The organism is Dictyobacter kobayashii (genome assembly GCF_003967555.1).
GTDB classification, from domain to species: domain Bacteria; phylum Chloroflexota; class Ktedonobacteria; order Ktedonobacterales; family Ktedonobacteraceae; genus Dictyobacter; species Dictyobacter kobayashii.
In genome coordinates, this window is sequence record NZ_BIFS01000001.1 from 4,202,294 (window position 1) to 4,221,632 (window position 19,339).

Annotated in this window: 21 protein-coding genes; 13 read left to right on the forward strand and 8 right to left on the reverse strand. The window is 47.3% G+C overall.

Annotated elements, in window-relative coordinates; genetic code table 11:
• Window position 1: 1 nt before the first annotated feature.
• Window positions 2-586 carry a hypothetical protein gene (locus tag EL645_RS18430; protein WP_126551854.1) on the reverse strand — a complete coding sequence of 195 codons (585 nt, stop codon included), beginning with the start codon at window positions 584-586 and terminating at the stop codon, window positions 2-4.
• 133 nt (window positions 587-719) lie between these two features.
• Window positions 720-980, reverse strand: coding sequence for a hypothetical protein (locus EL645_RS18435; protein WP_126551855.1), 261 nt, complete (start codon window positions 978-980; stop codon window positions 720-722).
• Between the two features lie 665 nt (window positions 981-1,645).
• Between EL645_RS18435 and EL645_RS18440 the strand changes: the two genes are divergently transcribed.
• The 6 genes from EL645_RS18440 (at window position 1,646) to EL645_RS18465 (ending at window position 6,926) form a co-directional block, all read left to right on the forward strand.
• Window positions 1,646-2,197, forward strand: coding sequence for an RNA polymerase sigma factor (locus EL645_RS18440; protein ID WP_126551856.1), 552 nt, complete (start codon window positions 1,646-1,648; stop codon window positions 2,195-2,197).
• Window positions 2,190-3,161 carry a hypothetical protein gene (locus EL645_RS18445; protein WP_126551857.1) on the forward strand — a complete coding sequence of 324 codons (972 nt, stop codon included), beginning with the start codon at window positions 2,190-2,192 and terminating at the stop codon, window positions 3,159-3,161. The genes EL645_RS18440 and EL645_RS18445 overlap by 8 nt, the downstream gene beginning before the upstream one ends.
• Window positions 3,162-3,220: 59 nt before the next feature.
• Window positions 3,221-3,709, forward strand: a complete 489-nt coding sequence (locus EL645_RS18450) for a hypothetical protein (protein ID WP_136625237.1) — start codon at window positions 3,221-3,223, stop codon at window positions 3,707-3,709.
• Between the two features lie 143 nt (window positions 3,710-3,852).
• Window positions 3,853-4,752, forward strand: coding sequence for a hypothetical protein (locus tag EL645_RS41130; protein WP_126551859.1), 900 nt, complete (start codon window positions 3,853-3,855; stop codon window positions 4,750-4,752).
• Between the two features lie 125 nt (window positions 4,753-4,877).
• The gene (locus EL645_RS18460) at window positions 4,878-6,062 is read left to right on the forward strand and encodes a nitric oxide synthase oxygenase (RefSeq protein WP_218031914.1); all 1,185 of its coding nucleotides are present in this window, start codon (window positions 4,878-4,880) and stop codon (window positions 6,060-6,062) included.
• Between the two features lie 12 nt (window positions 6,063-6,074).
• Window positions 6,075-6,926, forward strand: a complete 852-nt coding sequence (locus EL645_RS18465; protein ID WP_126551860.1) for a heme NO-binding domain-containing protein — start codon at window positions 6,075-6,077, stop codon at window positions 6,924-6,926.
• Window positions 6,927-7,060: 134 nt separating this feature from the next.
• Here the strand turns inward: EL645_RS18465 and EL645_RS18470 are convergent, their stop codons facing one another.
• Window positions 7,061-7,273: a hypothetical protein gene (locus EL645_RS18470; protein ID WP_126551861.1), complete on the reverse strand. Its 213-nt coding sequence runs from the start codon at window positions 7,271-7,273 to the stop codon at window positions 7,061-7,063.
• 158 nt (window positions 7,274-7,431) lie between these two features.
• On the reverse strand, window positions 7,432-8,853 hold the full coding sequence (locus tag EL645_RS18475) for a sensor histidine kinase (RefSeq protein WP_126551862.1): 1,422 nt from the start codon (window positions 8,851-8,853) through the stop codon (window positions 7,432-7,434).
• Window positions 8,854-9,234: 381 nt separating this feature from the next.
• Between EL645_RS18475 and EL645_RS18480 the strand changes: the two genes are divergently transcribed.
• Together EL645_RS18480 and EL645_RS18485 are read left to right on the forward strand one after the other, a co-directional pair.
• Window positions 9,235-9,966 (forward strand): YceI family protein, encoded by a 732-nt coding sequence (locus EL645_RS18480; RefSeq protein WP_161977465.1) that lies wholly within the window; start codon window positions 9,235-9,237, stop codon window positions 9,964-9,966.
• A 115-nt stretch (window positions 9,967-10,081) separates the two neighbouring features.
• A complete protein-coding gene (locus tag EL645_RS18485) occupies window positions 10,082-10,861 on the forward strand; it encodes an LLM class flavin-dependent oxidoreductase (protein WP_126551864.1) in 780 nt (259 codons plus the stop codon).
• An 80-nt stretch (window positions 10,862-10,941) separates the two neighbouring features.
• On the opposite strand, the gene EL645_RS18490 is transcribed toward EL645_RS18485, so the two are convergent.
• From EL645_RS18490 to EL645_RS18500, 4 genes are all read right to left on the reverse strand, one after another.
• A complete protein-coding gene (locus EL645_RS18490; RefSeq protein ID WP_126551865.1) occupies window positions 10,942-11,889 on the reverse strand; it encodes an LLM class flavin-dependent oxidoreductase in 948 nt (315 codons plus the stop codon).
• 110 nt (window positions 11,890-11,999) lie between these two features.
• A complete protein-coding gene (locus EL645_RS18495; RefSeq protein ID WP_161977466.1) occupies window positions 12,000-12,920 on the reverse strand; it encodes an AI-2E family transporter in 921 nt (306 codons plus the stop codon).
• Window positions 12,908-13,438, reverse strand: coding sequence for a hypothetical protein (locus EL645_RS39370; RefSeq protein WP_161977467.1), 531 nt, complete (start codon window positions 13,436-13,438; stop codon window positions 12,908-12,910). The genes EL645_RS18495 and EL645_RS39370 overlap by 13 nt, the downstream gene beginning before the upstream one ends.
• Window positions 13,439-13,816: 378 nt before the next feature.
• Complete coding sequence (locus EL645_RS18500; protein WP_126551867.1) at window positions 13,817-14,185, reverse strand: putative quinol monooxygenase; 369 nt, start codon at window positions 14,183-14,185, stop codon at window positions 13,817-13,819.
• A 598-nt stretch (window positions 14,186-14,783) separates the two neighbouring features.
• On the opposite strand from EL645_RS18500, the gene EL645_RS18505 reads away from it, so the two are divergent.
• The 5 genes from EL645_RS18505 to EL645_RS39375 all read left to right on the forward strand — a co-directional run bounded on the left by EL645_RS18505 (window position 14,784) and on the right by EL645_RS39375 (window position 19,227).
• Complete coding sequence (locus EL645_RS18505; protein ID WP_126551868.1) at window positions 14,784-15,596, forward strand: LLM class flavin-dependent oxidoreductase; 813 nt, start codon at window positions 14,784-14,786, stop codon at window positions 15,594-15,596.
• Window positions 15,597-16,115: 519 nt separating this feature from the next.
• On the forward strand, window positions 16,116-17,234 hold the full coding sequence (locus EL645_RS18510; protein WP_126551869.1) for a hypothetical protein: 1,119 nt from the start codon (window positions 16,116-16,118) through the stop codon (window positions 17,232-17,234).
• A 77-nt stretch (window positions 17,235-17,311) separates the two neighbouring features.
• On the forward strand, window positions 17,312-18,280 hold the full coding sequence (locus EL645_RS18515; RefSeq protein ID WP_126551870.1) for an MBL fold metallo-hydrolase: 969 nt from the start codon (window positions 17,312-17,314) through the stop codon (window positions 18,278-18,280).
• Window positions 18,261-19,034 carry an SDR family NAD(P)-dependent oxidoreductase gene (locus EL645_RS18520; RefSeq protein ID WP_126551871.1) on the forward strand — a complete coding sequence of 258 codons (774 nt, stop codon included), beginning with the start codon at window positions 18,261-18,263 and terminating at the stop codon, window positions 19,032-19,034. Before EL645_RS18515 ends, EL645_RS18520 begins: the two co-directional genes overlap by 20 nt.
• A complete protein-coding gene (locus EL645_RS39375; RefSeq protein WP_161977468.1) occupies window positions 19,015-19,227 on the forward strand; it encodes a hypothetical protein in 213 nt (70 codons plus the stop codon). The genes EL645_RS18520 and EL645_RS39375 overlap by 20 nt, the downstream gene beginning before the upstream one ends.
• Window positions 19,228-19,339 lie beyond the last annotated feature (112 nt).

Genomic DNA, 19,339 nt, shown 5'->3' on the forward strand with positions numbered 1-19,339 from the left:
CCTATACCTTTGCTTTCCCGAGAATTTGCTTGAAGCCAGGCAGTAAAGAGAGCACACTCTGCGATCCCGTCTGAATCTGAGCGTTGCATAGGCTACCTGCGTATACCCGTGTTGAAGCGGTGGGACTTAGAGTGATAGTGACGGTATTGGATGGTCCAATGATTACCTGTGCCAGCCCTCCTTGTAGCTTGAAGCGGCTACGTGCTTCATCTGGACTAATGAGGTTGTTATCCACATGTTCGACCATGCCAGATACGTTGGTGGGTGTCGCGCCAATGCTGACAACTACAGGCTGCCCGTTATGCAATTGTGCCAGTTGACCCGGTGCGAAAAAGAGTTCCGCCACTACCTCTGTCCCGGCTTGCCCGGCTACTTTGCGCTCTATAACTACTCCCTGACCCTGGATGACTATGGGTACCTGAATCGAGAGCGCGAAGCCAGCGGCAGCAAAAAGTGTGAGCAGGAAAATCCAGAAGAAGATCAAGGCAGGTGGATACGACACACGTAGCAATACCTCTTGCTCTTGTTTCTGCTGATAGCGCTCTATGGCACCTTCTCGGAAGATAGGTCGTTCTGACGTCGGCATAACATGTCCTCATGAATAGACAAGGCAAAGTCTAACACATTGGCAGCACTGTGTTATATCTTTGCCTTGTCATGTTGGTATTCCTGAGTTTAGAACACGAAGTCTGTCATCAGTTCAGGAAATCTGTCATCTGTTAGGGAAGTAAGGTGTTAGGAATAAGTGTTGAATCGGTACCCTTAACACCAACAACAGGGCGGACCTGAAGGCTATTGCCGCTCACAGTAGTGATGGTCTGGGTTACCGGGTTAGCAACGTTGCTGAGGCTATCGACCATGCTATTCAGGTTGACAGTACTGAGCAGGCTACCACCCGAGACCTGATCCAGTTGCTCGTCTGTAACCTCTTCCAGGAACTGCTCTGTGACTTCTGCGTTTTTCTTACCAAATTTGAACATGGTATACTCCTTTTCTTACAACGTTTGCCTGTGCCAATGCAACCATATATGGTCTGTTGGCAGTCGTAAAAACTGGCAAACAATATCTCGTTTCGGGCTCACACTACAGATATTGCAAACCTCTCCATACATTCCAACAAATTCAGCATTTGAGGAATAGCTATTTGCGCAATCAGCGGTAAGCATTTCAAGATTCTAAGCATTTTTCTTGAAATTATTGAGACCATACTATAAAATGTTCCGCCAATCATTCCTGGCACTTCACAGTTTTTCAAGAGCATTTTTCACAGTCTCTTTTTGTTATCGCAAAAATCAGAAAAATGTTGCGCGGTTTTGTTAGATCCCCTAAAAATTTGTTCGCGTATAAGGTTTTTGTACTTTGGCAATCTGCATATCCGGTGCCGAAGCAGCGCGATTGTCGGTAGCGCGAAGCAGCATAACAGGTCAATTGACATTACATTGAGCCGCTAACGAAAGTGTCTGGTGCCTCTGAGAGAGACTTTTGGGTTAGCGTTGTGGCTGCTAATATTTCAGTTGCAACTCTCATCTGGTTAAAAAATGGGTCAGAGATAGCCATTTTGGTTGGTATTCTGGTTCGTCGTGCAACATTATTGTGTAACTCCCGATAGCCATATGAGATTTTCAAATCATCCTTGAGGAGCACTATGCATCAACGACAACGGCAAGCCTTTGACCGTTCACCGGTTGAAAAGCTCTATGATAAACATGCACGTGATATTTTAAGATACATTCATAGATATATATATTCAAATGAAGAAGCTGATGATTTATTGGTCGAAGTTTTTCTAGCTGCTATTGAGAGTCAAACACTGCCCACATTGAAAATGGAAGAACAATTTGCCTGGCTACAGCGAGTAGCACGCAACAAGGTAGCCGACTACCAGCGGAAAGTTACCAGATATCCCGCGGTAGCCCTGGACGAAATGTTAGATAGCCCATTCGATACCGATCTGATCACGCCGGAGAAAGCGATAGTGGAACGAGAAGAAATAGAATTGCTGCGTGCCCATCTGTCCGCACTACCAGAGTTACAGCAGCAGGTGTTGCAGCTGCGCTTTGGAGATGGTTTGCGTACCAAAGAGATTGCATCCAAACTGCATAAAAGTGATAGCGCTGTTCGCTCATTGCTTTTACGTTCGCTCAATTTTTTGCGAGGACTATATTGCACACCTAGCAAGGAGCGGATTAATGGATAGTGATGATGTAAAGCGTACGGCAGAAAACGCAGATGAGCAGGACGAAAAGCTTAACATTGAAAATGTGGATGAGCAGATCGAGTACTATCTCTCGCAATCTCGGATGGCTATGCCTGAGAATGCAGACCCGTTGGTTCGTGTCGCCCACGATCTGCAAAGTATCTATGCTGAGGATCGCCGACTAGAACAAGCCTGGGCGCGCATCAACAATCATATGTCTGTTCCCAATGTCTACAACAATCCCGCGACCGAGGAGTTGCCCACGATCCAGTCTGCTCAGAAAGAAAAACAGGGCAGACCAGCAACTGGTGCGGTACTTTCGCATAGAACAAATAAACGATCACAGCGGTCGTTCCATTGGAACTGGCGTGTGCTTGGCATTAGCGTGGTCGCAGCTATGCTGCTGCTCACCATCTTTGTCTGGCCAATAGTCTCTTATGCACTGTACGGCAATCCAGTTGGTAATTTTTCAACTTTCATACATAAAAGCACGCCTCAAAGCCAGCCTACAACACCAGTCTCAAGTATGAAGGAGTATAGAAGCCAGTACTTTGCTATCCAGTATCCAGCCGACTGGGTCATTACACGCGTAAACACTGGTGGTGCCTCTCAGCAAACGGTACAACTCCGTCCCTCAGCAACGAGCGCGGTGTTTGTCAATATTGATGTGCTGTCCCCGAGCTCTGCTTCTGCGGATCAACTATTGCAGTTAGATCCAGATGTGAAACTGGGGACGCGGCTCAATAAGAGTATTGTTACCTATCATGGTATTCCCTGGACCGTTGGTGTTGTTGAGCGTACCGGTTCTGACAATACACAGGCAGGTAAACTGGAGGTTGCATACTCTAACCAGGGGGGACCCCTTACAAAATTGAGTTTGGCTCAACTGCAGATAAATTTGACGCCTATACACCAGTTTTCAATACCATGTTTGCGTCCTTCCAGGCGCAGACTACGTCGGTAGCCAGATCCGCAACAACAACACCAACGATTACATCGACGGCAACGCCAACAGTCAGGTCTGTGGCGACACCAGCGCCGACAACCATACCGTCATTGCCAACGGTACCTGTTGTATCTAATATGAAAGTGTATAGCGGTCAATACTTCACGCTCCAGTACCCATCCAACTGGGTAGTTACGCATGTCACCACTGGTGGTGGTTACCAACAAATGGTGCAGCTTCGTCCCTCGGCAACGAGCGCGGTGTTTGTCAATATTGATGTACTGTCCCCGAGCTCTGCTTCTGCAGATCAATTGTTGCAGTTGGACCCGGATGTGAAACTGGGGACTTTACTCAGCACGAGTTCGGCTACCTATCATGGTATCCCCTGGAATGTGGCCACCGTTAATCTGCTGGATTCTGTGTTGGGGCAGCCAGGTAAGGTTGAGGTTGCATATTCTAACCGGAGCACGCCCTATAAAATCGAGTTTAGTGCACCTCCAGCTATGTTTGATGCTTATGCGCAAACTTTCAATACTATATTTGCGTCCTTTAATCCAACGAGTTAGCTATGTAAGAAAACCTAACCTTCCCTATACGTTGTGAACTATCTGAGGGTGGTAAGGTGTTTTGCAGGGTGGATCGGTATATCAGCTGTCCCTGCAAACGCGTCCGCCCAACGATACATCCAGATGAGAGGTGGATTTCTAAAATGAAGAACGATATACCATATCCAGAGCGGACAGGTGGAGCAGGGTGCTCTCAGAGCAAGTGGCAGTGGCGCAAGATAGCGGTGCGCTGGATCTCTGTGCGCGTTCTGATTGTCGCACTCTTGCTGGTGGCTAGCACAGGGATTGATTCTATGATCATGGTTAAATATGCCTATGCAAGGAGCGCATGCGGCGTGATTTTTGCTTGTCCGACCCCGACCCCACAGCCTTTTCCGACTCCAACCCCGAAGCCTTTGCCAACCTCTACTCCCTATCCTACGCCTACGCCCGCGCAGGCTCCAATCGCCAGCCCTACTACGCCTATCCTACAATCATCCCCAACCGCGGCAGCACTTCCTGCTACAGCGCCAACGGCCAGCGCATCCCCTACGGTATCGGCGACCCCAACCCGGGCAGTACACACCCCTGTTCCCAGTCCGACGCGTGTATCTGTTGTTCGCAATGGGAATAGTGGAAATAAGGCATCGCAGCAGGCGGGTGATAGTGGATTTTCACATATGCTGATGATTATTGCCATTATCTTCATCTGCCTGCTATTTGGCCTCATTTTTGGTTTGTGGCTCTTCCGGCGTATGCTTTTGCCGCCGATCATTATCAAACCGCCTGCAAGTGGTATTTCTTCCTGGACGCGCAGCCTGGTGCCCGATTACACCAATAGTCCACAGGCTGCTGTTGATATGGATCAGACGCAGGCAGCCAGCCATGCCTTTCCTACAAATGGAACAGGTGAAAATGGCGCTGGCACCTTCGCAAGTGGCTTCATTTCTGCTCCACAAATAATTTTGTCGAACACAGCAACTATGAACCCTCCGGATACTGAAACGGCCCTGGACCTTCCAACCAGCGATACTGATAAATACTGGTATAGAGCTTCTGAATAGTGTTTTTATGTTTTAAAGGGGGTTCTCAATGGAATCTACCTCTTTATAAGAAGTTATGCCAGATGAATTTGATTATATTTCTGTAATAGAAAGGTAAAAAGTACTGGAAAGTACATCTAACCGCTATGAAACTTCAACATCAATTCAAGCTGAAAGAGAATGCCGAGAGGCCATACCAGCATGTCCCATCAAAAGTACCTCCCGAGCTTCTCATTGAAGCCCAACACTACTTACACATATTTCATCAAGAGCGGAGGGTTTCCTGCAGTTACGCGCAAAGATTAGAGGAAGTGAGAAGCGAGCTCGAGCGCTCTGGCACGTACTGGCAGACACAAGAGGAGCTTACCTATGGCGCGATGGTCGCCTGGCGTAACAATGCACGTTGCATTGGTCGCCTCAACTGGCAAAAGCTTCACGTGCGTGACATGCGCGCACTCTCTACTGCGCAGGATATCTTTACGGCGCTGGTCGAACATATTCGCCTCGCTACCAATCGCGGCAAGATACAATCAATGATCACTATATTTGCCCCTCAGAGCCCGGGAGATGCAGGGATTCGGATCTGGAATCCTCAACTTATTCGTTATGCAGGCTATCGACAGGCGGATGGCTGTGTTGTTGGCGATCCACTGCATATTGAACTGACGGAGGCGGTACAGCGATTGGGCTGGCTGGGAGCGCAAGGAGGGGCCTTTGATCTACTGCCTATCGTCATCCAGATGCCTGGTCATGCTCCCGAGATATTTGAGTTACCGCGCGATTGCATACTGGAGGTCACGCTCAGCCATCCGGAGTTTTCCTGGTTTGCGGATTTAGGTCTGAAATGGCACGCACTGCCAGTAATCTCAAATATGCGATTGGAGATTGGTGGTATCTCTTATACGGCAGCCCCATTCAATGGCTGGTATATGGGAACCGAGATTGGAGCGCGCAACCTGGGCGACGTCGAGCGCTACAATCTGCTTCCTTGCATCGCCAGAGCAATGGGCCTGGAGACCCATTCAGATCGGACGCTATGGAAAGATCGCGCTCTGGTGGAGCTAAATCGAGCGGTACTACACTCCTTTGAGCTGGCCGGGGTTACTATCATCGATCATCATACGGCAGCGCGACAATTTATGCACCATGAAAAATATGAGCGGCAGGCTGGGCGCAACTTGTATGCAGATTGGGGTTGGATTGTACCGCCCATGTCAGGCTCAACGACACCCGTTTTCCATACCCCTACGAAAACCGCCAGCTTACACCTAATTTCTTTTATCAGAACGATTCCTGGCAGGAACAATGTCCCTGGTCCGGCCACTTTATAGAGGAGTAATAATATGCATGGTTTGATCTTTGTGACCTGGGAAAAATACCTGGTTGAGCGCTTCAATACTTCATTTCTCAATGTCTATCGCGCAAAAATAGGCGAGAGCGCCACCAACGCGCCTCTGGCCAGCAGGGTCTATGATGACGCAATGCTGCTGGCTGGCGTTGCAGCAGTTCACGAATTGACGCAGGTCCCGGTCGATGTGCTCTTACGGGAATATGGTCGTTATTTCCTGATCAATGGATTGACCAGCTCCCGTTGCTCATATTTGTTGACGCAAGTACATAGTGGTCGCGACCTGTTGCTTGTGATGCGTAATGCCCACACGCAGATGCGGCGCATTCCTGATGGCTTAACCCCTCCAGTTTTTAGCTATGAAGCAGTCTTTGAGAATAGCAATTCATTGACCCTCATCTACGATAGTTCACGGCAACTGTGTCCTGTACTGTGGGGAGCAATCGAGGGAGCCGCCGGACGCTATGGTCAACAGGTTCATATTCAAGAAAAAGAATGTATGAGGTTGGGAGATGATGTCTGTCGTTTGGATGTATCTTTCTCACCTGTAGAGTACACTCATGTAGTACAGGAAACCCCGGAGCAGATTGCTCGCCATAAGCAGCAACAACAGATCGATAATTTGATTCTGTCTACTCTGCCGTCACAAAAAGGGGTAACTCTGGCTCAACTGCAAACGCTACTTAAACTGCAAAAAGAGGTTCCGGAAACACATCAACGTGTCAGCCGTATCCTGGAGTCATTACAGCACCTATCTCATGCCGGGCTAGCAGCGAACACTGCGAATGAACCAGGCGACACACTGACAAGCCGTCGCTATTGGCGCGCGCCAACCTACGATCTCTAACCGCTCCTGAGCTTGTAGCGTGCAGCGGCAGTGGGAGTAATCGGCTTTGTGCGCTCAAAAACGAAAAAGTTCCCATGGGATGACATATACCATCCCATGGGAACTTTTTCTATCTAGCCTCATGTATATAAGCTTTATTTATAGAAAGAATGAGTGATAGAGAGCAAGTTGTTGTAGGTACCAAGCAACCTGGGTAACGTAATGAGTAAGAGGATAACGGCTGTAATACATAGGGCGATGATAAGCCCGGTTTTGTTGTTTGGATCACTTTCCTTGCTGGAGAGCCAGTTTACAGCAATGATTAATGCTATGACAATAATGGTTGCCGTTTGAAAGTTAAGTGGCATCGCTTGTTCGTCCTTTCATTGCCAGTGAGACATAGCTTCGCTAGAAAGAGTCTCTCTATGTAATAGATCGACTCTCATCATTCTAGTGGACAGGACTTTTCATTTACTCACTGGCTATAAAAGACGTTGGATCGGTTTGATTTTATGATCTTAAAGCATCAATCAGAGAAATCCCCATTTTTTGATGTGCTATTCTCACTTTGAGCAGGGATACTATGAGCAAGGGGCAGCAAAATAGTAACCGTTGTTCCCTGGTTGAGGGCACTATTGAGCGTGAGCGTGCCGTTATGAACTGCAATAATGCGTTGGGCGATGGAGAGCCCGAGTCCGGTTCCTCCCGCCTCACGCGAACGAGCTTTGTCCACACGGTAAAAGCGTTCACCCAGATGAGAAAGGTGTTCCGCCCCGATACCAATACCTGTATCAACTACCTCCAGGCGAGCCTGTCCATGATCGACTGCTGTGCGCACCGTTACCTGGCCACCGGAACGATTGTATTTAATGGCATTGTCGAGGATTATGAGCATAGTTTGCTCCAATTGCATTGGATCTCCGATGACGAATATATCATCCGTGTGTTCGCGTTGAACGATGATACCTTTCTGCGTTGCAAAGGCGCTGACGCGTTGGACTCCCTGCAGCGTTAATGTGTCCAGGCTTACCACCTCCTGTTCCAGATGTTGCGCTCCGGCATCAAGACGGGCCAGCATCAGCATGTTGGTGGCAAGCACGCTCATATGATTGGCTTCAGAGATGATATCCTCCAGCAATGCCGCATCATCTTCCTCCATCTGCTTGCGACCCCGCAAGAGCACCTCGGCATCCGCACGCATAAGTGTAAGTGGTGTGCGCAGTTCATGAGAAGCATCAGCGATGAAGCGCTGTTGACGCGTGAATGCCAGCCGGGCTGGCAGTAGCGCCCGGCTGGCCAAAAATAAGCCACCAAGACCTGCTCCAAATAAGGTCACACCCCCTACCGTGAGTAAGAGGAGAAGTAGGGTTGATAGTAATGAGTCCTGCTGTTGTATCGATCCACCAGATATGACTACCCCTAGATAGCCATGCTCGGTAGGATCTGACACGGCGACCGCGTAGCGATAAATTGTTCCCGTCGTACCGCCTAAATTTACGGTGTCATGCGCGCTCCCATCTTGCAAAGCTGTTTTTGCCAGCGTGTTTGAAAGAAAGGCAGACGGAAGGCGTGCTGTATTGGCATCCGGCAACAGGGTTCCATTCTGATCAAAGCATGCCAGTATATGCTGTTGTGGATCGCCAGGGAGAGCGCCGTATTGGGGAGAGGGGCCATCTGGCATACATGTTTGAGCTGGTGCGTTTTCACTCCACTGACCTGCATGTCGCTGGGCATCTCCAGCCACGCCGTTCTCAATCGGAGTAAGAAGGGCGTATTGAGCGATTAAATAGAGGGCGACCGAAAATAGCACCAGTGCCGCGCCTAATACGCCACAGTACCAGAAAGTTAAGCGTATGCGCAGTCCTTCAAATAATGCAGCACCTGGCTCTCGCGACTGGTGGCCCTTGCTACGATGGAAGGGCCACCAGGAATATTTATTCCTATTCATAATTTTTTATCCTTTATGGTTTTGTATCAATTATTTTATTGTACGAAGTTTCATCGTTTTTTGTCTCTAGCGCAATGCCTCTCAGCGAGTTGATATACTCATATCTTGTCTCAAGCATAAAACAGCTTTATTAGGATTTTATTGGAAGGCTACGCGCAAATTCTTATTTCTGATTTGCGGCACTATCGGTGAAACATATTATCAGGGTAAGATGAATGAATAGGAATGTATGAAATTATTTCCAATTTGTTTCCAATGAAAGAATGCTATGTTGATGTATAACATGAAATAAGATTAGCAGGTTGAATGGAATTGTGGGTAGCGCATTCTATAATAATAAGGGATGCAGCAGTGTTGCTTAAAGTATCTTCTGGAGGGATTATGAGAGCACGTTATACCTGGTTCGTTGGAATTGGCATTGTTATTATCATTATAGTTGTGGGAGCGGTGTTGTACACATCTCGCTTCGCGAACACTGTCAATCAGACCCATACCGCATCCGGACCTATTGCCGTGACCCCTACTGCGGCGGGAGCTACGACCGCTACTGGCACTTCCACCTCATCAACTGGTCTGCGAACATTTCAGATCGTGCCCGCCCAGACTACAGCATCCTATAGCGTGTATGAAAATCTGGTCTTCCAAAATAAACCCAATAATGATGCTGTTGGTACGACGCACTCGGTCCAGGGCAATTTCCACATTCGTACCGGCACATCCCCGCTGGTTGAGGCCATGAACGTGAAAGTTGACTTGAGCACATTGCAAACGGATTCTCCGATGCGCGATAACTATGTGCGCCAACATGCTCTAGAAACAGATACCTATCCAGATGCCACATTTATCTCTGTCAGTACGCAAGGTTTACCGGCGAGCTACAGCGATGGACAAAGCGTTCACTTCCAGTTGACTGGCAATCTGACAATGCATGGCAAAACCAACAAAGAAGTTTTTGATGTGCAGGGGAAGGTCGTAAGCAAAACGATAACGGGAACGGCAACCAGCACCATTTACATGACAGACTTCGGCATTCAGCCGCCAAACCTGGCCAATATCGCGATCTCGCAAAATAAAGTCCTTATCACCATCAATTTCACCGCCAAAGAGGCATAAGAAAGATCCTTCCGTTTTGAGAACTTTTTCAATATGACGAAGGATGTCAAGAAATATTGTGTATACTACTTGAGCACTACATAAAAATGAAACCGATTGAGGAGAGGGGGTATATATGCAATATGGTCTTGCGTTTCCGTATATTGATGTTCATGTTCTCCTTGAACTGGCCCAGGAAGCCGAAGCAGCAGGATGGGATGGGGTCTTTTATTGGGATGGTGGAGGAGTCGAGCCATGGGTCGCGTTGACTGCCATGGCTATGCATACTGAGCGTGTGCGCCTGGGTACCATGGTAACGCCATTGCCCCGCCAGCAACCCTGGAAGGTCGCCAGCGCAGCAGCAACCCTGGACCATCTCTCTAAAGGCAGAGTTATTCTTCCTGTTGGGTTAGGGGTCATTGAGCTTGAAAAAATGGGTATTGTGAAAGATTATAAGGTTCGCGCGCAGATGTTGGATGAGGGATTAGAAATTGTCGATCAGTGGTGGCGTGGTGAACCTTTTAGCTATGATGGCACCTACTATCAGATTGAGGAAACAAGTGGTATGGCCCCGGTACAGACTCCGCGTATCCCTATCTGGGTCCATGGGGGTGAAAGACAAAGCCAGATCCTTCGTGCCGCGCGCTGGGATGGTGTTAAAATGGGTGGTACTCCGGCCCAGGTTCAACAAGGTATACAAGCCATTATGGCCCACCGCACGGCAGCGGCTCCGCTCGATATTATTACTGAAAGCGAAACTCCCGGTGATGATCCTGAGCAAGCCGCTGAGATCGTACGCCCATATGCTCAGGTTGGTGTTACCTGGTGGATTGAAGCGATATGGGACAGCGCACAAAGGATTGGCGGAGTGGAAGGTATGCGTGCGCGTATCAAACAGGGGCCACCACGTATCTGATAAAAAAAGTAATGGGTTCTCAAGTTTAAGTTACTTGAGAACCCATTGTTTATTTTTCGACCTATGTGTATCTTCAAGCATTAGAGGCTGGCGAGAATTTCCAGGATTGCGCTTTCTTCGCGCTCAGAATTTTTCAGGGGACTGATGGCTGTCAGGATCTCGTCCACACCTGCATCGTGCATGGCATACAAGCGTTTGCGAATAGTGTCCTCGTCTCCATATATGAAGAGTTCATGGATCAACTCATCGGTCAGCTTGCCATCGGGGGTGAGGGGATAACCAGCCTCAGCGAACATCTTTCTATACGTTGGAAAGGATGAGTAGACAGAGAACGCTGCCTGCGCAATCTGGCGCACCGTACCAAAATCTTTATCCAGCACGATGGGCGCGCTTACTATCAGTGGTGGCCTGGGGCGATTGGCCAGGCGAGCTCCTTCTTCCAGGGCCGGGAGAGCGATAGAACGGACGTATGAGAGGGGCGACCAGATAAGCATGGCCCCATCGGAGACTTCTCCGGCCAGGCGCAGCATATTTTTGCGCAGGGTCGCAAGCACAATGGGGAAGCGTGGAGGAGAAATCATGGGTGGAAGATCAGCATGAACGTGATAATATTCTCCATTGAACGCGATATGTCCCTCCCAGAGCAGACCGCGCAGCACCGTGACATACTCGCGCATATGGGCAATTGGTTTGCCAAATTCCAGGCCATATTGTCCTTCGATTGCTGGTTGATGGCTGGCACCCACACCCAGGCGGAAGCGCTCGGGCGCGAGTTCGGCCATCACCAGCGCTTCATTGACACGTGTCAGGGGATGGCAAGGATAGGTGATAGAGATGCCCGTGCCAAGCCCGATGCTGATGGTCTGGACCGCTGCAGCCGTCACAATACTCATGGCGTCCGGGCCTACGGGCCAGGAAGGGACCCAGGCCATCGAAATTCCTGCCTGCTCCGCTCGTTTGATGGAAGCGATCACTTTTTGTACCGTGGGAGGGAAAATAGCAACGCCTACGGGAAAACTTGTAGTCATTTACGACATACGCCTTTCTCATTTTGTTACGCATCATTCGCTATCAGTAGTATAGTACAAAAAAGGAATCCTTTGTGGATTGATTGAAATTGATAGCCAACACGCGATTGTCAGGATTGTGTTTCGCCCGCCTGCGGATGCTCTGTATTGCCCGCGAGGGGTGACTGCTCAATGAGTTGCTCCGCCGCCGTATCAAGTGTCTGGACGTTGCTCGATTGAAACTCCTTAGGATGGCGCTTCTGCCATCCCAGCCAGAACACAATCAGGAAGGCCTGCAGGACGCCGGCAACCGGAGAGGCAAACAGTGCTCCCCACACACCAAAGAGCTCAGAACCAGCAATCAATGCTGCGATAGAGACTATTGGATGAAGTCCAATGGCTTTACCGACTACACGGGGCCCAACGATATCACCTTCAAAAATGTGTACCCCAATGAAGTAGGCCAGTACGATCACCCCGATAAGCCAGCCTTGCGTAAGTGCAAGGAGGACACAGATGGCTCCTGAGATCAAGGTTCCGAGAATGGGGACGAATTCCAGGAAAAAGGCGAGCACACCAAGCAAGAGTGCATAGGGAACGTGCAGGAGGGTCATGCCAACGCCCACTAGAATCCCGATGAGCACACAGAGGAATAATTGTCCACGAATATAGCCGCCCACGACGCGATTTACCGTATCCAGGGTCAGGATCGTTTGATTCTGGAACCTTTGTGGCGCATTGTGCCGTAGCCAGCGAACCATACGCTCACCGTCAATGAGAAAGTAGATACTCAGCACCGCTACCAGGATAATATTTAACAGCGAATCGAAAATGCCAGCCAGCAGAGGGACCGCACTACTGGCGGCGTCTTTGGCCTGCGCCAATACTTGATCTTGTACCGTATGGAGCTGTATTTGCACTTGCTGTTGTGAAATGCCAAAGGGCGCTAGTATATTGAGAAAAGAGGTCCAGTCGTGGGTGGAGAAATAGGTGACGGCCGAATTCACCTGCTCAATTGCACTGATAGCAATCAGGTAGATCAGAGACCCCACGCCCCGAGGACAAGAATATAAACGATCAGGATCGCCAGCACACGAGGTAGCCAGCGTTGGAGAAAAGAGACCGCCGGGGCGAGCGCAAAGGCAAGGATTGCCGCAACGACTAACAATAAAAGTGTGGTGATAATATGCTGGGCTACAAGGAGGAGTAGATATATTATACCTGCCCAGGCGAGAAGCGTGATAGGAAGATCACGCCGCTTGTTCCAGCGCACCACCTCGACCAGGGCATCTTCTCTGGTCAGACTCTTCGTCCGTGCCTGACGCTGGAAGGACGGCTCGGGGTCTAGCGTGTCTGACTGTTCATCCTGTCTTTTGTCCCTGCCAGCAAACACCCGTTGACGCAAGCTATTTATCCATCCTGTTTTCGATGTCGGAGGTACTACTGCTATCGTCTCTTGTTCCTGGACTGTCTCTTCTGGAACTGAAGCGGAAGATGTAGGTGATGTATTCATCGCCTGCTGTTGCTCTACCTGCGTCTGATTTGTCCCCTCATTGAGTGGAGATGTCATCGTATCCTTCTTTCTGCCCGTTTTTTTCACCAGGCGTTGTATGCCCTTCATCTGATACCGCGGACCTTTTCCACTGTCTGAAGAAAGAACGCTATCTGTCTGGTTTAACCTGGTGCTCGTTCCTGTTCTTGAGATGACAAAGAGACATCAGAGATACTCCTTTAGTACGGCTGAGTAGAGTTAAAAGATGAGTCATAATAAGTTTAGCTTCAGGCAATGGATGAGTAATATATTTTCAATAATATAAAAAATGCAATGATTTTTTGCCTGCTTTTATGGCTTTTTGGGGAAGGTGGAGGGACGGACTTTATATTTTGAGGAAGGAGAATAGCCTGGTGTTTCCATAAAGGAGCGGGGTTCACAGACCCCACTCACTAACTAATCTAGAGTAGGCGTTACAACTTCTAAGGCCTCGGGTGTAGCAACAAAAGCAACGTTGGTAAATATACGCCTGTTTGACGTTGCCAGATCCTTACAGCGCTGAATGTATTCCTGATGTCCCGGTGTCTGAAGCATTGCTGCCTGCTGCTCTGTTGATCCCAAATACTTGGAGACATTTATAACTTGTTTCTTATCAAAAGAGACATGGAAGCTAGCTGATACAAACCCTGGTTTGTGACGGATCGATTCTGTCATTTCTTTCAAGACATTTAATAGTTCATCACAGACATTCGGTTCAACTTCAAATATATTGAGCATTACAAATGATCCCAGTTGGGAAGGCTGTTTATCCTGTGTGTGATCCATAGGTGTTTCTCCTATTTTTTACGACCTGGTAGGGTTAACACATTGATATCATTAATTATACATTTTATAAATATTTTCTGCAATGACTTTAATTGCTGTAAATATCTAAAATTATTGATTTTAGTTTTTGCATTTATTGCTTGTGAAAATAAATAAGCATGGTATATGATATTTGATATAAATATGATTATGATATATGATTTATTCAAAAATGAGTGTGAGAAAATTTGGTGCACAAGAAGCATTCTGGTGTGGTAAAAAATTGTAAAAGGATCGATTTGTGTGGAAAGCAGAGAAATATCGGAAATGTCAACACCTGTCCAAACGGGATGAGTTTTCTAACATGATTATGGGAATAAGGAACATTATGAGCTGTATGAAGAGCGTGTGAGGCAGGGAAAAACCGAGTGATATAAGATTGTTATGAAGTATTAAAAATAATATTGCCTGTTTGGTTTGTCCTTCAGATAAAGGCATAAACTAAGGTAAAAGTCATAGTTATATCTCAATTCATTCTCATTTAGCTTTAATTGTTTTATCGTTTACACAGGAATAACTTTCACTGATAGAAAAACAAAGATTCAAGGAATACAGATTAATGACAGAACTGCCCAGAAATCCCTTTCGTTTTGGTATCATTGGCCGTGGTTCTTCTCCATTACAATGGCGCGATATGGCATCTCGAGCAGAGGGGTACGGATATTCGACACTGTTAGTTCCAGAACATCTTGATGACCCATACTCCTCCCTTATTTTAATGTCAACTGCATTAGAAGCTACTACTACACTCCGTGTTGGTAGCCAGGTATTCTGCAATGATTTGCATAATCCAACATTATTAGCTCGAGCTATTGCCACTCTAGACGTATTCTATAATGGTCGTACTGAGCTTGGTATTGGGGCTGGTAATCGGCCGATGGATGTTGAATTGGCGGGACTGCCCTTTCATTCTGCTGGACAACGTATTGAACACCTGGAAGTTTCAGTACGGGGCATTAAAGAATTGTTCATCAGTCAAAATCAGGATGCAGCCACCTCATCGCGTGCCCCGTATTCGGGTAAGCTAGCCTTTCCAGAGATAGTGCAGCGTCCTCATCCTCCTATTTATATGGGTGGTGGAGGAAAGAAAATGCTCGGTGTTGCCGCCAGGCAAGCCAATATCATTGGGATCACTGCCAAAGCTAGTGCTCATGGGCATCTTGATATTAATGACATGTCACCAGAAGTCCTGCGAGAAAAATTAGATTGGATACGTGCAGCAGCTGGTGAACGATTTCTTTCCCTTGAGCTCAGCATGCCTATTCTAGGGGTCGCACTCACCGAACAGCAGCTGCAGCTATTAAATCCTATTCTTTGGCGTCGATATAGACCAGCTAGCCAAATCTCCCTTGAGTGTCACTGGAACAATTGATAGTATTTGTGAGGAACTCTATCGCCGTCGTGAACTCTATGGGATCTCTTATTTTACCCTGGCCGGATCAAATTTTGAACGCTTTGCGCCAATTGTCGAGCGCTTAAGTGGTAAGTAGAGCAAACCAGAGTGGCTGAGAAACGTCTCGAATGAAATGGGGCGTTTCTCGCATATAATAAATGTATTAAATGTTTAAGATCTCGAAAAATGAATTTGATTTACTTGACATATGTGATGCGTGTATGTTAAGCAATTATAGCTTATTACTATGAAATATTTAGCAGGCCAGGAAAAAGTATATTCTTACTGCAGATACAAATTAGGAAAATAAGCCTATCGCGATACTTATAATGATAAAAGGACGTCAATAGATTGAATTGGTGAATAAGAAGGTAACAGATTTCACTAGGAACACAGGAAAATGTATTCTTTTAAGTTTTCCTATGATAAAATTGTGTGTATATTTTTGATTTGAGAGGAGGATGATATTATCTTCTATGAAGATGATATCGAACTACAATGGGAAAAACCCTTGCCGATCTCTGGTACAGGTTGTTTGCCGCGACAGAAAAACCTGGAGCGTCTCTTTCATTTAGAGAAAAAAATGCTATTCGTCGCTCGCAAACCAGTAGCTGGATTCTACTTGTTGTTATTGTACTTGTTGTCATTCCAATACCAAGCCTCATCAATAAACCCTTTGCCCTTATCCCAAGCCTTATTGCTCTCGCCCTCGATATCGTTGCGTTATTTTTAAACAAAGCCAAGCACACGAGAATCGCGGGCGTCATCGCTATTTTTACAATCGAAGCGGGGTTGATCGGTACTATTCTTTCTGTTCCAGGTGGAGCAACTGCTGCTGACATTCCATTATTTATTCTTTTGTTGCAGTCTAGTATCGTTGCATCCTATATGATTGCTCCGGGATGGTCGTTTGCTGCAGCGATTTTCAACAGCATAGTGACCTACCTTATTTTTCAGTCAAATATCCCATCTGAAGAATTGAAACATGTCTATATAATCAATTCCAGCGTTTTAACAGGAATGATTGAGGTTAACATCATTGTCGCGGTGTTTACTTTTATTATCGTGTTAAGTTTCAATCAGGCGATCGCGAACCTTGATCGCTCTGAAGAAATCGTTTCGTTGGAAAGAAGAGAAATTGCACGCCAGCAGGAAGAACTGGCACTCAAACAGCAATTGGAAGATGGTATTAAGCAGCTGATGGATGTGCATATGCGTGCAGCCAATGGTGATTTCAGTGCTCGTGTACCATTAAACAAAGATAACATCCTTTGGCGCGTCGCTTATTCTTTGAACAATCTTTTGGCACGCTTAGCCACAAATCGTAATCTAGAGCAAGAACGACGCAAGGAACAGCAAGCAATACATGCTCTTGCTGCTCGTTTGCAAGAAGGAACATTGCCAACACAGCCAACGGGGACACCTGTTGATGAGATTATTGTCGCTCTGAATTCTCAACGGAACTGGAAAAAATCGTCCACTCAGTCCCCACCCCCTTCTTCACAGCCGTTACCACGAGGTGGAATGATTGATGGTGCTTTGGAGAGAAGTAGCGTGATTCCGCCCAGAACAGCATCGGATGCGCCACCACCACCACCTTCCACTCCCTGGAGATAAATAGTGACAGCGTGAGAGATACGGCTACCCATTTTTGATCATTCTTTTGAAGCGTTTATTTAAGGGAAACAATATATATGGCATGGCAATATACTAAGGGGTTGCACGATATTGGCAATGGTATTTATGCCTATCTACAATCCAATGGATCATGGGGATGGAGTAATAGTGGTTTGATCGTGACTGGTGAGGATACGCTGCTCGTTGACACGCTCTATGACATGCATCTCACTGGTGAGATGCATGAAACGATGAGCCGTCAGGTTCCAGCTGCGAAAACTATCCAGACGATTGTTAATACTCATGCTGATGGGGATCACACCAATGGTAATGGTTTTTTCCCAGCTGCGAAAATTATCTCCTCAAAGAGCACAGCTGAAGAGATGCAGCACACCGTTCCACCGCAGGTGATGGCGAATATGTTAAAAAAAGCTCCGCCTGAAGCCTACATGCGTAAGACGCTGGGGGCCTTTCATTTCGATGGCATCACTCAGCGTTTTCCGACAGAAACGTTTGAAGGACATACCTCGCTTTCGGTGGGTGCAAAAAAGATTGAGTTGTTCCACATCGGACCAGCACATACAGATGGAGATACACTGGTATACCTTCCTCAAGATAGAGTTATGTTTACTGGTGATATTGTCTTTGCCGAAGCCCATCCGGTAGTCTGGGCGGGACCTGTATCCCGCTGGATTTATGCCTGTGATTTTATTTTAGAACAAGACGTTAATGTGATCGTACCTGGTCATGGCCCGGTCACAGATAAATCTGCAGTAGCCACACTTAAGCAGTATTTTGTATATTTGTTTGAAGAGGCTGAAAAACGATATAAAGCTGGAATGAATGCATTGGATGCCGCCTATGAGATTAACTATGAGATGTTCTCGTCCTGGAAAAATCCAGAACGCATGATTCCTAATGTCGCGGCGGTCTATCGTGAAATCTCCCAGACTGCAGAAAAACCTGTTATTCATGAAACCTTTGCTCTGATGTCGCAATGGAACAAAAAGAAAGCAGAACAAGCTGATGCCACGTCTCACAGATAAAATTGCTGTTATTACTGGTGGTGGTCAGGGTATAGGTCGGGCTATTGCATTGGCCTATAGCAGAGAAGGTGCGGTTGTTGTACTGGCTTCTCGGAATGAGGAAAAGCTCCACGAAACGCGTCTCATGATCGAGAAAGATGGAGGGGCGGCCTTAGTGCTTCCCACTGACGTGAGAGATGCTGAACAGGTACAGGCCCTCGTCAAAACGATCATAAATACTTACGGTCGTATCGACATACTTGTGTGTAATGCTGGTATCGCTGGCCCTACCGCTCCTTTGTGGGAAATTAGCCCACAACAGTGGGAAGAGACGCTTTCAACCAATCTTACGGGTCCATATCTCTTGTGTGCAGCTGCATTACCTGCTATGGTTGAACACAAAGAGGGAAACATCATATTTATTGGATCAGGTATAGGAAAGAAGCCGCTCCCAGGCCGTACGCCGTACGCAGCTTCAAAACTAGGGCTGGTCGGCTTAGCTCGTACACTTGCCCATGATGCAGGCCCTTACAACATTCGTGTCAATGTTATTTCACCAGGTCCTACCGATGGTGAACGGCTGCAGAAGGTCTTTGAGAAGCAAGCCGCCATTCGCAATGTCTCGGTTGAGGCTGTTCGAGCAATGGCCACACGTGACTCAGCCATGAAACGATTTGTTGTAGCTGAAGATGTTGCCAATGCGGCAGTCTTCCTGGCCTCTGATGAGGCGCGCTACATATCTAATGTAGATCTTGATGTTAGTGCTGGATTATGATCCAGCACTAACAACCTTTAGCTGTTCTCTTTTCGGGCGGCGCTTCATCCCTGATCCGCTCAATCCTCAGCAGTTTGTGGCTCACAAAATGGATTATCCAGCAATTCATTGCCAGTCCAACTCTGCCCCTCCGTTTCTACCTGGAGGTTGGCTTGAAGGAGGATTGGGGCTGGATATACGTGGTTGGCTGTAACCGACATTTCCGCGATGTGCTAACCCTTAAAGGATATGAGGTGCACTATGCTGAAATTGTTTGTGCATCGTTTGCTCAATGGCATTCTTGTTTAGTGCAGTACTGCATGCTC

What these genes read in the sequence shown, in the direction of transcription:
- EL645_RS18430 (WP_126551854.1), bottom strand. Translation starts at nt 586, where the DNA reads ATGCCGACGTCAGAACGACCTATCTTCCGAGAAGGTGCCATAGAGCGC.
- EL645_RS18435 (WP_126551855.1), bottom strand. Translation starts at nt 980, where the DNA reads ATGTTCAAATTTGGTAAGAAAAACGCAGAAGTCACAGAGCAGTTCCTG.
- EL645_RS18440 (WP_126551856.1), top strand. Translation starts at nt 1,646, where the DNA reads ATGCATCAACGACAACGGCAAGCCTTTGACCGTTCACCGGTTGAAAAG.
- EL645_RS18445 (WP_126551857.1), top strand. Translation starts at nt 2,190, where the DNA reads ATGGATAGTGATGATGTAAAGCGTACGGCAGAAAACGCAGATGAGCAG.
- EL645_RS41130 (WP_126551859.1), top strand. Translation starts at nt 3,853, where the DNA reads ATGAAGAACGATATACCATATCCAGAGCGGACAGGTGGAGCAGGGTGC.
- EL645_RS18460 (WP_218031914.1), top strand. Translation starts at nt 4,878, where the DNA reads ATGAAACTTCAACATCAATTCAAGCTGAAAGAGAATGCCGAGAGGCCA.
- EL645_RS18465 (WP_126551860.1), top strand. Translation starts at nt 6,075, where the DNA reads ATGCATGGTTTGATCTTTGTGACCTGGGAAAAATACCTGGTTGAGCGC.
- EL645_RS18470 (WP_126551861.1), bottom strand. Translation starts at nt 7,273, where the DNA reads ATGCCACTTAACTTTCAAACGGCAACCATTATTGTCATAGCATTAATC.
- EL645_RS18475 (WP_126551862.1), bottom strand. Translation starts at nt 8,853, where the DNA reads ATGAATAGGAATAAATATTCCTGGTGGCCCTTCCATCGTAGCAAGGGC.
- EL645_RS18480 (WP_161977465.1), top strand. Translation starts at nt 9,235, where the DNA reads ATGAGAGCACGTTATACCTGGTTCGTTGGAATTGGCATTGTTATTATC.
- EL645_RS18485 (WP_126551864.1), top strand. Translation starts at nt 10,082, where the DNA reads ATGCAATATGGTCTTGCGTTTCCGTATATTGATGTTCATGTTCTCCTT.
- EL645_RS18490 (WP_126551865.1), bottom strand. Translation starts at nt 11,889, where the DNA reads ATGACTACAAGTTTTCCCGTAGGCGTTGCTATTTTCCCTCCCACGGTA.
- EL645_RS39370 (WP_161977467.1), bottom strand. Translation starts at nt 13,438, where the DNA reads ATGACATCTCCACTCAATGAGGGGACAAATCAGACGCAGGTAGAGCAA.
- EL645_RS18500 (WP_126551867.1), bottom strand. Translation starts at nt 14,185, where the DNA reads ATGGATCACACACAGGATAAACAGCCTTCCCAACTGGGATCATTTGTA.
- EL645_RS18505 (WP_126551868.1), top strand. Translation starts at nt 14,784, where the DNA reads ATGACAGAACTGCCCAGAAATCCCTTTCGTTTTGGTATCATTGGCCGT.
- EL645_RS18510 (WP_126551869.1), top strand. Translation starts at nt 16,116, where the DNA reads ATGGGAAAAACCCTTGCCGATCTCTGGTACAGGTTGTTTGCCGCGACA.
- EL645_RS18515 (WP_126551870.1), top strand. Translation starts at nt 17,312, where the DNA reads ATGGCATGGCAATATACTAAGGGGTTGCACGATATTGGCAATGGTATT.
- EL645_RS18520 (WP_126551871.1), top strand. Translation starts at nt 18,261, where the DNA reads ATGCCACGTCTCACAGATAAAATTGCTGTTATTACTGGTGGTGGTCAG.
- EL645_RS39375 (WP_161977468.1), top strand. Translation starts at nt 19,015, where the DNA reads ATGTTAGTGCTGGATTATGATCCAGCACTAACAACCTTTAGCTGTTCT.